Origin of the sequence: Nocardioides sp. NPDC006303 (genome assembly GCF_040613175.1) — a bacterium.
Taxonomy (GTDB): domain Bacteria; phylum Actinomycetota; class Actinomycetes; order Propionibacteriales; family Nocardioidaceae; genus Nocardioides.
The window spans coordinates 220,111-233,650 of sequence record NZ_JBEXRR010000002.1; the positions used below are offsets into that span (position 1 = coordinate 220,111).

Annotated in this window: 10 protein-coding genes; 6 read left to right on the top strand and 4 right to left on the bottom strand. The window is 71.0% G+C overall.

What is annotated here, in order from left to right; all coding sequences use genetic code 11:
• Window positions 1-153 precede the first annotated feature (153 nt).
• The 4 genes from groL to ABZY89_RS02680 form a co-directional block, all read right to left on the bottom strand.
• Complete coding sequence (groL, locus tag ABZY89_RS02665) at window positions 154-1,788, bottom strand: chaperonin GroEL (RefSeq protein ID WP_160026878.1); 1,635 nt, start codon at window positions 1,786-1,788, stop codon at window positions 154-156.
• Between the two features lie 212 nt (window positions 1,789-2,000).
• Window positions 2,001-2,531, bottom strand: a complete 531-nt coding sequence (locus ABZY89_RS02670; protein WP_355224404.1) for a GNAT family N-acetyltransferase — start codon at window positions 2,529-2,531, stop codon at window positions 2,001-2,003.
• 27 nt (window positions 2,532-2,558) lie between these two features.
• Entirely contained in the window at window positions 2,559-3,893 is a 1,335-nt protein-coding gene (locus tag ABZY89_RS02675; RefSeq protein ID WP_355224405.1) for a M1 family metallopeptidase, read from the bottom strand.
• A 1-nt stretch (window position 3,894) separates the two neighbouring features.
• Window positions 3,895-7,761: a Pls/PosA family non-ribosomal peptide synthetase gene (locus tag ABZY89_RS02680; protein ID WP_355224406.1), complete on the bottom strand. Its 3,867-nt coding sequence runs from the start codon at window positions 7,759-7,761 to the stop codon at window positions 3,895-3,897.
• A 128-nt stretch (window positions 7,762-7,889) separates the two neighbouring features.
• On the opposite strand from ABZY89_RS02680, the gene ABZY89_RS02685 reads away from it, so the two are divergent.
• The 6 genes from ABZY89_RS02685 (at window position 7,890) to ABZY89_RS02710 (ending at window position 13,464) form a co-directional block, all read left to right on the top strand.
• On the top strand, window positions 7,890-8,255 hold the full coding sequence (locus ABZY89_RS02685) for a YciI family protein (protein ID WP_355224408.1): 366 nt from the start codon (window positions 7,890-7,892) through the stop codon (window positions 8,253-8,255).
• Window positions 8,252-8,599 (top strand): YciI family protein, encoded by a 348-nt coding sequence (locus tag ABZY89_RS02690; protein ID WP_355224410.1) that lies wholly within the window; start codon window positions 8,252-8,254, stop codon window positions 8,597-8,599. The genes ABZY89_RS02685 and ABZY89_RS02690 overlap by 4 nt, the downstream gene beginning before the upstream one ends.
• Window positions 8,596-8,931 carry a YciI family protein gene (locus tag ABZY89_RS02695; protein WP_355224412.1) on the top strand — a complete coding sequence of 112 codons (336 nt, stop codon included), beginning with the start codon at window positions 8,596-8,598 and terminating at the stop codon, window positions 8,929-8,931. Before ABZY89_RS02690 ends, ABZY89_RS02695 begins: the two co-directional genes overlap by 4 nt.
• A gap of 14 nt (window positions 8,932-8,945) precedes the next feature.
• A complete protein-coding gene (locus ABZY89_RS02700) occupies window positions 8,946-10,181 on the top strand; it encodes a DUF6596 domain-containing protein (protein WP_355224414.1) in 1,236 nt (411 codons plus the stop codon).
• A 17-nt stretch (window positions 10,182-10,198) separates the two neighbouring features.
• Window positions 10,199-11,767 carry an AMP-binding protein gene (locus ABZY89_RS02705; RefSeq protein ID WP_355224415.1) on the top strand — a complete coding sequence of 523 codons (1,569 nt, stop codon included), beginning with the start codon at window positions 10,199-10,201 and terminating at the stop codon, window positions 11,765-11,767.
• Window positions 11,768-11,856: 89 nt separating this feature from the next.
• Window positions 11,857-13,464, top strand: a complete 1,608-nt coding sequence (locus ABZY89_RS02710) for an AMP-binding protein (protein WP_355224417.1) — start codon at window positions 11,857-11,859, stop codon at window positions 13,462-13,464.
• The last annotated feature ends 76 nt before the right edge of the window (window positions 13,465-13,540 follow it).

Here is a 13,540-nt window from a genome sequence, read left to right on the forward strand (position 1 = left end):
CGACGCAGCCTTCAGGCCCATGCCGTCGAGAGTAGCCCTCGCACCCACGGCACCAGGGAAAACGACAGGTGCCCCCGCCAACCGGCGGGGGCACCTGCGTCGTGCTCTAGCGGAACAGCCTCAACTGTGCTGATCGCTTCTTCGGCTTGCGCCTCAGAAGCCCATGCCGCCCATGTCACCCATGCCACCGGTCGGGTCGCCACCAGCGGCGGCCTTCTCCGGCTTGTCGGCCACGACGGCCTCGGTGGTGAGGAACAGCGCGGCGATCGACGCGGCGTTCTGCAGCGCCGAGCGGGTCACCTTGGCCGGGTCGATGATGCCCGCGGCCAGCAGGTCGACGTACTCACCCGTGGCGGCGTTGAGGCCGTGGCCCTGCGGGAGGCCGGCGACCTTCTCCGCCACGACGCCGCCCTCGAGGCCGGCGTTGATGGCGATCTGCTTCAGCGGCGCCGAGATGGCGGCCTTGACGATCGAGGCACCGGTGGCCTCGTCGCCGTCGAGCTCGAGCTTCTCGAAGGCAGCGGCGGCGGCCTGGATCAGCGCGACACCACCGCCGGCGAGGATGCCCTCCTCGACAGCAGCCTTGGCGTTGCGGACAGCGTCCTCGATGCGGTGCTTGCGCTCCTTGAGCTCGACCTCGGTGGCCGCGCCGACCTTGATGACGGCCACGCCGCCGGCCAGCTTGGCGAGGCGCTCCTGGAGCTTCTCGCGGTCGTAGTCGGAGTCCGACTTCTCGATCTCGGCGCGGATCTGGTTGACCCGGCCCTCGATCTGACCCTGGTCGCCCGAACCCTCGACGATGGTGGTCTCGTCCTTGGTGATGACGACCTTGCGGGCCTGGCCGAGCAGCTCGATGCCGGCGGTCTCCAGGGAGAGGCCGACCTCCTCGGAGATGACCTGACCACCGGTGAGGATCGCGATGTCCTGCAGCATGGCCTTGCGGCGGTCACCGAAGCCCGGAGCCTTGACGGCGACGGACTTGAAGGTGCCCTTGATCTTGTTGACGACCAGCGTCGAGAGAGCCTCGCCGTCGACGTCCTCGGCCAGGATGACCAGCGGCTTGCCGGTCTGCATGACCTTCTCCAGAACCGGGATCAGGTCCTTGACGCTGGAGATCTTCGAGTTGACGATCAGGATGTACGGGTCGTCGAGGACGGTCTCCATACGCTCCGGGTCGGTCACGAAGTAGGCCGAGATGTAGCCCTTGTCGAAGCGCATACCCTCGGTCAGCTCGAGGTCGAGCCCGAAGGTGTTCGACTCCTCGACGGTGATGACGCCTTCCTTGCCGACCTTGTCCATCGCCTCGGCGATGATCTCGCCGACGGTGGTGTCAGCAGCGGAGATCGAGGCGGTAGCAGCGATCTGCTCCTTGGTCTCGATGTCCTTGGCCTGCGCGAGCAGCTGCTCGGAGACGGCGTCGACGGCCGCCTCGATGCCGCGCTTCAGGCCGGCCGGGTTGGCACCCGCGGCGACGTTGCGCAGGCCCTCGCGGACGAGCGCCTGGGCGAGAACGGTCGCGGTCGTCGTGCCGTCACCGGCGACGTCGTCGGTCTTCTTCGCGACCTCCTTGACCAGCTCGGCACCGATCTTCTCGTAGGGGTCCTCGAGCTCGATCTCCTTGGCGATGGAAACACCATCGTTGGTGATCGTGGGGGCACCCCACTTCTTCTCGAGCACGACGTTGCGGCCCTTGGGACCGAGGGTGACCTTGACGGCGTCGGCGAGGGTGTTGAGACCCTTCTCCAGACCCCGACGGGCCTCCTCGTTGAAAGCGATGAGCTTCGGCATTGCTCCTGCGATCCTTCACTTGGGAAGTTCGTTGGATCCGGTCCGATGGGTTGCCCGCGACGGACGACGCCACTCCCGGCAGAACCCTTCCCTGCCGCTCGCGACGCCTCAACGTCACCGGTCCGGTTGTTGTCACTCTCATGGTAAGAGTGCCAGCCTCATGTTTAGCACTCGACCCCTGCGAGTGCAAGAAGATCCCAGGAGGGCGATGGTCAGAGAGGCTTCGCGAGCTCGGCGAACTCGAGGTCCTCACGCAACGGGCGGCCGAAGCGCTCGTCGCCGTAGGGGAACGGCTCGAAGCGTCCCGTACGCCCGAACCCGCGCCGCTCGTAGAACGCGATCAGGTCCTCGCGCTGGCGGATCACGGTCATCCGGATCTCCTCCGCGCCCCACTCGCGCGCGATCCGCTCGGCCTCGGCCATGACGGCCTTGCCGACGCCGGCCCCCTGCAGCTGCGGCGAGACGGAGAACATGCCGAAATAGACGTACGCCTCCCGCTTCTGCAGCTGGCAGCAGGCGACGATCTCGCCCGGCCGCTCGGGCTGCTCGGCGACGAGGAGGCGGGAGCCTGCAGCGGTGATCACCTCACGTACGCCCTCGGGGTCGGTGCGCTGGCCGGCGAGCAGGTCGGCCTCGGTGGTCCACCCTGCACGGGAGGCGTCGCCGCGGTAGGCCGACTCGATCAGCCCGACCAGGGCGTCCACGTCGGAGAAGTTGGCGTCACGGAAGGTCAGCTCAGGCACGGGCCCCAAAATACGACAGAGCGACAATCAGGCGGGCAGGTCGGGCAGCGCCGACCGGCGCAGCCAGGCATCGAAGAGCGCGGTGAGGTCGCGGCCGCAGACCTCGGCGGCGACGGCCTCGAAGTCGGCGGTCGTGACCGATCCCCCGCTGTGCCGGGCGACCCAGGTGCGCAGGATCTTGAAGAAGGCCTCGTCGCCGACGGTGCGGCGCAGTGCGTGCAGGGTGAGCGCTCCGCGCTTGTAGACGCGGTCGTCGAACATGTCCGCGGGACCGGGGTCGGCGAGGACCAGGTCCTGCGCCAGCGCGGACAGCCGGCGGTGGTGGTGACGGGCGTGCTCGCCGCACGAGCGGCCCCCGGAGGCGTCCGACCACAGCCACTCGCTGTAGCAGGCGAAACCCTCGTGCAGCCAGATGTCGCGCCACTCGCGCAGGGTCACCGCGTTGCCGAACCACTGGTGGGCGAGCTCGTGGGCCACGAGGCGTACCTCCGACCACTCGCCGGTGAGGTGGTTGCGCCCGAAGGTCGACAGCGACTGCGATTCGAGCGGGATCTCGAGCTCGTCGTCGGTGACCACGACGGAGTAGGAGGCGAAGGGGTAGGGCCCGAAGACCGAGGTGAAGTAGGCCATCATCTCCCGCTGGCGCCCGAAGGAGGCCTCGAACCCGGCGGTGGCGTCGACCGGGTACGCGGCCCGGATCGGCACCCGGCCGCCCGGCCCTTCGCTCGTCGCGATGTCGACGACCCGGTAGCGCCCGATCTGCACCGTGGCCAGATAGGTCGCCATCGGCTCGGCCTGCCAGTAGCGCCAGGTCTCCCCGCTGCCGCGGCGTACGCGGGAGGTCAGCTCGCCGTTGGAGACGACCGCATAGCCCGGCGCGGTGGTCACGCTGATCGCGTAGCGGGCCTTGTCGGAGGGGCGGTCGTTGCACGGGAACCAGGCCGGCGCACCATGCGGCTGACCTGCGACGATGACACCGTCGTCGAGCTCCTCCCAGCCGGCGTCGCCGTGGTGGGACAGCACCACCGGGCGGGGCTTGCCGGAGTATCTGACCGTGACCACGAACTCCTCGCCGGCGGCGATCCGCGAGCGGAGGTTCAGCACCAGGCGGTGGTCTTGGTGGGCCCACTTGGCCGGCGGGCGGCCGTCGACCGCGACCTTCTGCACCCGCAGGTGGGCGAGGTCGAGGACGACGCGGCTGAGGTCCTCCACGGCGACCGCGCGGATCGTCGCCGTGCCCGCGAGCCGGTTGCCGACCAGGTCGTAGGTGAGCTCGAGGTCGTAGTGGGTCGCGCTCCACGACAGGTCCCCATGACCAGGAAGGTAGGGGTCGGCTGCGGGGAGCTTCGGCACGGCGGTCATGTTAGGGGGCCGCCTGGTCCCAGGGACCGATCGGGTTGCCGATCCACAGGGTCTTGTCCGGGAGGCTCTCCCCGCGCATCACCAGCGAGACCGGGCCCACGACCGCATGCCGCCCGATGGCCGCGGCGGGCAGGATCACCGAGTTGGGCCCGAGCGTGGCGCCGCGCCGCAGGACGACCTCGTCGAGGGCCAGGACGCGATCGTGGAACAGGTGGGTCTGCACGACGGTGCCGGCGTTGACCGTGGCACCGTCACCGAGCTCGACGAGGTCGGTCTCGGGCAGCCAGTGGGTCTCGATCCACACGCCGCGGCCGATCTTCGCACCGAGCGCTCGGAACCAGAGGTTGAGCACCGGGGTCCCGGACACGGCGCCGGTGAACCAGGGTGCGGCGAGCACCTCCACGAAGGTGTCGGCCAGCTCGTTGGCCCACACGAACCAGCTCCACAGCGGGTGCGACCCGGCCCGGATGCGGCCCACGAGCAGCCACTTCGCCGCCACCGTGATGCCGGCGGCGACCGCTCCGGCGGCCGCGAGCACCGGCCCGGCGACCAGGATCGCGACGAGGAGGTCGGTCGCCTCCCAGACCCGCACGAGCACGTAGCCGACGCCTGCGTAGAGCAGCACCGCGAGCGTCTGCGGCACCAGCCGGGCCAGCTCGACGAGAGCCCTTGCGATCTTGAGCCCGGCCGGCGGGTCATAGGTACGTCCCGAGTCGGCCTCGCCGGCCGCCCGACGCAGCGGCGCCGGCGGCGAGCCGAGCCAGCTCTCCCCTTTCTGCGCGCGCTTGCGGCGCGGGGCCGCGCTGAGCACGGCGACCAGGGACGCCTTCGGCACCTTGCGGCCCGGGGCCGCCATGCCGGAGTTGCCGACGAAGGCGCGCTTGCCGATCTTCACCCGCTCGACCCGCAGCCAGCCGCCGCCGAGCTCGTAGCCACCGATCAGGGTGTCGTCGGCCAGGAAGCTCTGGTCGTTGACCTGCGTCAGCCCGGGGATCATCAGTACCGTCGAGGCCTCGACGTGCTTGCCGATCTTCGCGCCCAGCGCCCGCAGCCACAGCGGCGTCAGCGTCGAGGAGTAGAGCGGGAAGAGCCAGGTGCGGGCCTCGTCGAGCACCTGCATCGTCGACCAGACCGCGACACCGGCCAGGCTGCGTACGGGATGTACGCCGGGGGCGATCGCCAGACCGGCGAGCCGCACCACCGCCCAGATCAGCGCGGCCAGGGTGGCGAAGCCGGCCGCCACCGCGACCGGGCTCCAGGCCAGCAGCGCCCCGATGTCGGTGTAAGAGGTGGGCACGCCGGCGAGGGCGACGGCGACGAGCATCCCGACGCCGACGGCGACCGCGGGAAGCAGCGCGAGGACGGCGGCCGCGATGCCGTAGAGGAGCATCCACACCTGGGCTCGCGCCTCGGGTGGCTGCCACGGCCCGCGGGCCTCTCTGGCGGCGCGTACGGCCGGCGAACCCGACCAGAACTCGCCCGCCGGCACCACACCGAAGACAGCCGAACCCGGTCCGACCTCGGCGTCATCGCCGACCCGGGAGCCGGGCAGCAGCGTCGACCGCGCCCCGACGCGGGCCCGTTCGCCCACCTCGACCTCTCCGAGATGGAGCACGTCGCCCTCGATCCAGTGACCGGAGAGGTCGACCTCCTGCTCGATCGAGCAGCCCTTGCCGAGGGTGAGCATGCCGGTGACGGGCGGAAGGCTGTGCAGGTCGACGTTCTTGCCCATCCGCACGCCGAGCAGCCGGGCGTACCAGAGCATCCACGGTGCTCCGGCGAGACCGTGGGCGCCGAGCTCGTCGACGGCGTGCGTCGCCAGCCAGAGCCGGAGATGGACCTTGCCGCCGCGGGGGTGCTCCCCCGGACGTACGCCGCTCAGGATGAGCCGCGCCGCGCCCGCGGCGAGCAGCATCCGGCCCGGTGGGGTCAGGAAGGCGAGGACGGCCGGTACGAGGATCCACCAGCTGAGCGAGGGCAGCCAGGGCGCCCACGGCTGGGCGAGCGTCGTCCCGAGCCCGATCCAGGTCAGCCAGCGCGGCGCCGCGAGGCAGCGCAGCAGGATCGTCGCGACCACCTGCGCGACCTGGGTCTTGAGGCGTACGGCCGGCACCTCGTGCTCGGAGAGCGCGGCAGAGCTGCCCATCTCGTCGATGTAGGTGGCCAGCGCGCCGAGCTTCGGCTGGTCGTAGATGTCTCCGAGCGCGACCTCGGGGAAGCGCTCGCGGATCAGGCTGACCATCTGGGCCGCAGTCAGGCTGCCGCCGCCGAGGTCGAAGAAGTCCGCCGCCGGCCCGGTGACCTCGGCGCCCAGGACGTCGTTCCACAGGCCCGCCAGCCAGGCCTCGGTGTCGCTGAGCCCCTCCCCCGAACCCGCGGCCGAGGCGAGCGGCCACGGCAGTGCGTCGCGGTCGACCTTCCCGCTCGTACGCGTCGGGAGGCTGTCGACCACGGCCAGCCGCGGCACCAGGGCCGCCGGCATGTCGGCCCTGAGCCGGGCGACGGAGGTGGCCTGGTCGAAGGTGTCGTCGACGGTGACGTAGCCGACCAGCAGGCTGTTGCCCGCGGCGCTCCTCCGCACGGCCGCCGCGGCCCCGACGACGCCGTCCAGCTGCAGCAGGGCGCTGTCGATCTCGCCGAGCTCGATGCGCCGGCCGCCGAGCTTGATCTGGTCGTCGGCGCGCCCGCCGAAGAGCAGCCCGGCGGGGTCGTTGACGACCAGGTCGCCGGAGCGGTAGGCGCGCTCCCAGCCGAGGGTGGGCATGGGGGCGTACTTCTCGGCGTCCTTGGCGGCGTCGAGATAGCGCGCCAGGCCGACGCCGCCGATGATCAGCTCGCCGGTCTCGCCCTCGGGGACCGGGAGGCCCGTGGCGGGGTCGACGACGGCGAGGTCCCAGCCGTCGAGCGGGAGGCCGATCCGTACCGGCCCTTCTGCGGTCAGCTGGGCGCCGCAGGCCACCACCGTCGCCTCGGTCGGACCGTAGGTGTTCCACACCTCGCGGCCGGACGTGACCAGTCGGGCGGCGAGCTCGGGCGGGATCGCCTCGCCGCCGGTGATCAGCAGCCGGACCCGGTCGAGCGAGGACGGCGGCCACAGCGCGACCAGCGTGGGCACCGTCGAGACGATGGTGATCTGGTTGGCGACCAGCCACGGACCGACGTCGACCCCCGAACGCACCAGCGCCCGCGGGGCCGGGACCAGGCAGGCGCCGTAGCGCCACGCCAGCCAGATCTCCTCACAGCTCGCGTCGAAGGCCACCGAGAGACCCGCCATCACCCGGTCGCCGACCCCGATCGGGGCGTCCTGGAGGAAGAGGCGCGACTCGGCGTCGACGAACGCCGCAGCGTTGCGGTGGGTGACCGCGACGCCCTTCGGGGTGCCGGTCGACCCGGAGGTGAAGATCACCCACGCGTCGTCGTCGGTCGACGGCTCCTCCGGCTCGCGCGCCTCGCGTGCCTCTCCGGGATCGGCAAGCCCGACCATCGGAATCAGTGTGACCCGCAGGTCGTTGGTCACGACCGCGGCGACCTGGGCCTCACCGAAGACCAGCCGGGCCCGCTCCTCGGGGTCGTCGGCGTCGACCGGCACGTAGGCAGCACCCGCACAGAGGATCCCGAGGATCGCGACGTACAGGTCGGTGGTGCCGCTCGCGATCCGCAGCCCGACCTTGTCCCCCGGCCCGATCCCGGCGGCGTTGAGCTCGGCGGCCAGCCCGTCGGCGGCCTCCTCGAGCTCGGCGTACGTCAGCAGCCCGTTGCCCGCGTCGACCGCCGGCTCGTCGGGCACCTGGGCCGCAGTGGCCCGGAAGATGTCGACGAGCGTCCGGGGCTCGGGCGCGAGGTCGCCTCGCAGCAGGGGGTCGGTCACACGCGGAGCCTTCCGGTGAAAGTTGAACGGATGACGTACATCTTCGTTCCTTCCCGGTGTCGATTTGGCCTTGTCCCACCCGTCATCCCCGATGACAGACTCAATACGAGCGGACGAAAGGGATCACGATGACCAGATATATGGTGCTGCTGCCGACGAACGAGGCCTTCTGGGCCGAGTCGACGCCGGAGGCGAAGGCAGCCGGATACGAGGTGCACGGCAGGTTCGCCAAGCTGCTCGCCGAACGCGGCCACAAGGTCACCGGCGGCGCCGAGCTCCACCACTCCAGCAAGGCCAAGACGCTTCGCAAGACCGGTGACGGGGTGGTGATCACCGACGGCCCGTTCGCCGAGACTGTCGAGCACGTGACCGGCTTCTACACGATCGAGACCGACGACGCCGACGACATGCTCGAGTGCTGCAAGGTGCTCGCCGAGCTCGAGACGGCGCTCGAGATCCGCGAGATCGTCGAGCACGAGGGGATGTCAGCATGAGGTATCTCCTGCTGCTCGGTGGCCCCGACCACCACGCCCGCTGGGACGCCCTGCCGGAGGAGCAGACGCAGGCCGCGTACGCAGACTTCAGCGCCTTCGCGAAGGCGGTCGCGGAGCGGGGCGAGCTGATCGACGGCGACGCCCTGCAGCCGCCCACAACCTCGCTGACCGTCCACGAGGACGGTGCCGTGACCGACGGCCCGTTCGCGGAGTCGGTCGAGCAACTGGGTGGCTACTACGTGATCGACGTGCCCACGATCGACGACGCCGTCGCCCTCGCGAAGCTCCTTCCGAAGCACTTCGCCGTCGAGATCCGCCCGACGCAGGGGGTGCAGATCCGATGACTCGCTACTACCTGCTCATCCCCAACGTCGAGGCCGAGTGGCAGGCGAAGTCGGAGGACGACAGGAACGCGTTGTTCGCCGTGCACGAGAAGTTCGCGGCACTGCTCGCCGAGCGCGGCCACACCGACCTGCGGCACGGCGCCGCGCTCGACCTTCCGTCGACGGCCGTGACCGTGCGTGCCTCGGGCGTCACCGACGGCCCCTACACCGAGGCAGCCGAGCACCTCGCCGGACTCTACGTCGTGGAGTCCGAGGACCGCGACGACCTGGTCGAGTGCTGCAAGCTGCTCGCCACGGTCGAGTCGGCGATCGAGATCCGCGCGGCGGACTAGGGCGACCCACGGCGATGCTGGAGAAGCTGCTGCGCGAGGAGTGGGGCCGATTGCTGGCACTGCTCGTCGCGCAGTTCCGCCGTCTCGACCTGGCCGAGGACGGCCTGGCCGACGCCTTCGAGGCGGCCGCCCGGCGCTGGCCCGCCGACGGCGAACCCGACAACGGACCGGCGTGGCTGCTCACCACGGCGCGGCGGCGGATCGTGGACCGGATGCGCTCAGAGGAGGTGCTGGCTCGCAAGATGCCGCTGCTCGCCGTGGATGCGGCGGTGACCCAGGAGGCGCAGCGGCTGATGGTCGATTCCGGCGAGGAGGTCACCGACGAACGGCTGCGACTGGTGCTGCTCTGCGCCCACCCGACCCTGTCCCGCGAAGCCGCCGCGGCGCTCACCCTCCGTCTGGTTCTCGGCGTCTCCACCGAGGACATCGGGCGGTTGTTCCTGCAGTCGAAGACGACGATGGCGGCGCGGCTGACCCGAGCCCGGAAGCGGCTGGCGGGCGCCTCCTTCGAGGTTCCCGCGGATCTCGCCGGCCGGGTCGGGATCGTCGCCGAGGTCGCCTATCTCGCGTTCACGGCGGGCTACGCCCCCGGCACCGGTCCGGATGTCGTACGCACCGACCTGGCGGGTGAGGCGATCCGGCTGGTCCGCGTCCTTCGGTCGGTCCTTCCCGAGCCGGACCCGGAGATCGACGCGCTCCTCGCGCTGATGCTCCTGCAGCACTCGCGCCGAGCGGCCCGGATCGGGCCGGACGGCGCTCTCGTGCTGCTCCCGGACCAGGACCGCACCCGCTGGCGGACCGACGAGATCGCCGAGGCCCTCGCGATCCTCACCCCGCTCGCCCACGCGGCCCCTGCGCCTTATCTCCTCCAGGCGCTGATCGCCGCGGAGCACGCCCTCGCGCCCAGCTCCGAGACGACCGCCTGGAAGCGCATCATCGAGCGCTACGACGAGCTGCTGGCGCTCCAGGACACCCCGGTCGTACGTCTCAACCGGGCCGTCGCGGTGGCTGAGGCGAACGGCGCCGAGGCCGGCCTCGAGGCGCTGGACTCGGTCGCTCTCCCGGGGCACCGGCTGCCTGCCGTACGCGCCCAGTTGTTGGAGCGGTCGGGGCGTCACGACGACGCGATCGAGGCGTACGCGGAGGCCATCGCGCTCTGCACGCACGGGCCCGAGCGGGCCGACCTCGCCCGGCGGCAAAGGGCCTTGGAAGGTTTTCCACCCCAATCGCTAGACGAGAACACGTTCTAGTTGCCACACTCGGTGGTGTGACCCCGATCACTCTCCCCGACATCCTCGAGGCGATGGCCGACGCCATCCCCGACCGCACCGCCGTGTTCACCATGGAACACGCCTACAGCTTCGCCGAGGTCGACGAGCGCGCGACCAGGCTGGCCAACCACCTCCTCGGGCAGGGCATCAAACCCGGCGACCACGTCGCCATCCACTCCCGCAACCGGATCGAGTGGGTCGACGCGTTCTACGGGTGCATGAAGGCGCGGGCGGTGCCGATCAACATCAACCACAAGTACCTCCACGACGAGCTCGACCACCTCTACCGCAACTCCGACGCGGTCGCCGCGATCATCGGACCGGAGCACGTCGAGGCGGTCGCCGCGCTCGGCCTGGGCATCCCGACGCTGGTGATGGGCGAGGAGTACGACGCCGCGGTCGCTGCCGCGTCCAAGGAGCGCCCCGACATCGAGCGCAGCCCCGACGACCGCTACGTCATCTACACCGGCGGCACCACCGGGATGCCGAAGGGCGTCGTGTGGCGCCAGGAGGACATCATCCGCGCCGCGATGAACGCGAGCCGGTTCGGAGCCCCCTTCGACACCGTCGAGCAGCTCGCCCAGGAGGCCGCGGCACAGGAGTCGCCGATGGTGCTGCTGGCCTGCGGTCCGATGATGCACGGCGGCAGCCAGTGGATCATGGGCAACGGCCATGTCGCCGGCTGCACGGTCTCGCTCTACACCGAGCCGGCCTGGTCGCCCGAGACGATCCTGGACCTGGTCCAGGCCGCCGGGGTCAACTCGCTCACCTTCCTGGGCGACGCGATGGGCCGCCCGGTCGCCGAGGCGATCCTGCGCGAGCCGGAGCGCTGGGACCTGAGCAGCCTGTTCGCCGTATCCAACGGCGCCGCCCCGCTCTCCGCGGGGGTCCGCACCCAGCTCCGGGAGGCGCTGCCGGGCCGCTACATCCTCGACTCCTACGGCGCCTCGGAGTCCGGGGCGGCCGGCATGCAGGTCGATGACGGCAACGAGGGCGCGCAGGCCGCGCCGAAGTTCCAGGTCGGGATGGACGTACAGGTCTTCGACACCGACATGAAGCCGTGCGCGCCGGGTGAGACCGGGATGCTCGCGCGCACCGGGTCGATCCCGCTGGGCTACTACAACGACCCGGTCAAGACCGCGGCGACGTTCAAGGAGGTCGACGGGCAGCGTTGGTCGATCCCGGGCGACTTCGCGCGGCGCGAGGAGGACGGCTCGATCACCGTCCTCGGCCGCGGGTCGGGCTGCATCAACACCGGTGGCGAGAAGGTCTTCCCCGAGGAGGTCGAGTCGGTCCTGCTGCGTCACGCGGACGTCTTCGACACGGCGGTCGTCGGCACCCCGCACGAGCGCTGGGGCCAGCAGGTCACCGCTCTCGTGCAGCTCCGCGAGGGCGCCGCGACCTCGACCGATGCGCTCCGCGAGCACTGCCGCAGCCTCATCTCCGCCTACAAGGTGCCCAAGGACATCCTGCTCGTGGAGCGAGTCCCCCGCACGCCCGTGAGCAAGGTGGACTATCGTGCGAGCGCTACGGTCGCCGCCGAGCTGCTCGAGGCGCGTACGTGACGACCGGCTGATCCGACGTACGGTTCGGTGCCGTACGGCCCTACCCCTGGCTCTATGAATTGGAAGGCACGTACGTCTCTGTGTCCGCCGTGATCCCCCTCACACTGCCCGACATCCTGGAGGCGATGGCCGATGCGATCCCCGATCGCACGGCCGTCGTCACCTCCGACCGCGCCTACTCGTACGCCGAGATCGACGAGCGTGCCACGCGCCTGGCCAACCACCTGCTGAGCGTCGGCCTCGAGCCGGGTGCCCAGGTCGCCGTCCACGCGACCAACCGGATCGAGTGGGTCGACGCCCTCTACGGGTGCCTCAAGGCCCGCACGATCCCGGTCAACATCAACCACGCCTACCGGCGCGACGAGCTCGCCCGGACGTACGCCGCCACCGACTGCGTCGCGGCCATCGTCTCCCCCGAGTTCACCGATGACCTCGACGAGCTCGACCTGAAGCTGGACCACCGGGTCGTCCTCGGTCCCGACTACGACGCCAAGGTCGCCGCGGCGTCCAAGGAGCGGCCGACGGTCGGACGTACGCCCGGCGACTGGCACATCATCTTCACCACCGGCACCACGGGCACCCCGAAGGGTGCGGTCTGGCGCCAGGAGGACCTGATCTGGGCCGCGCTGAACACGGTCCGCCGCAACGCCCCGATCCCGTCGGTCGAGGGGCTCGCCGCGGAGGCGGCCGCTCGCGACTCGGGTGTCGTCCTGCTCGCCGGCGGTCCGCTGCTGCACGGGCAGAGCCAGCTGCTGCTCCTGCGGGCGCTGGTCGCCGGTGGCACCGCGGTGCTCGACACCTCTCCCACCTTCTCCGCCGAGGCCTTCCTCGACCTCGCCGAGCAGGCCGGCGCAACCGCGATCACGCTGCTGGGCGACGCCCAGGCGCGACCGGTGGCCAAGGCCCGGCTGACCGGCAAGAAGCGCTGGCCGCTGCACTCGCTCGCCGGGGTCTCCAACACCGCGGCACCGCTCTCCGACGGCGTCCTCGGAGTCCTGCGCAACGCCTTCGCCCGCCGGGTCATCGTCGACTCCTACGGCACCCTGGAGACCGGCGTCACCGGCTCCCGCGCCGACGACGGCTCGGCGCTAGTGCCCGGCGAGGCGCGCTTCATGGTGGGCCCGGAGGTGGAGGTCTTCAACCCCGACCTCACCCCGGCGGCTCCCGGCGTCGAGGGCCTGCTGGCCCGCTCCGGCCCCTCGGCCCTCGGCTACTACAAGGACAACGCCCGCTCGGCCACCGCGATCAAGCTGATCGACAACCGGCGCTGGACCTTCCCCGGCGACCTCGCCCGCCGCGAGCATGACGGCTCGATCACCCTGCTCGGCCGGGCCGCCACCCTCGTACGCACCGGTGACCTCGAGATCCACCCCGAGACCATCGAGGGCGTGCTCCTCGCCCACGAGGACGTCGTCGACGCCGCCGTCTTCGGCATGCCCCACCCGCGCTGGGGCCAGCAGGTCGCGGCGCTGGTGCAGCTCGCCCCGTCGACCGAGACCACGGCTGCCGACCTGCGCAAGCACGCCCGCGACCGGCTCGGGGAGTCGCACGAGCCCAAGCTCGTCCTGCTGGTCGAGTCGGTGCCGCGTACACCTGCGGGGACCGTCGACTACCGCGCCGCCACCGGCCTCACCGCCGACATGCTCAGCACCGGCGGCAAGACCCCGGACGAGACGGGCACCGACGTCGACAACTAGGCGCCGCATGGGCTGATATCCGCCCGCCGCGCCTATGGGCTGATATCCTCGCATTTATCGAACGAGTCGATATCAG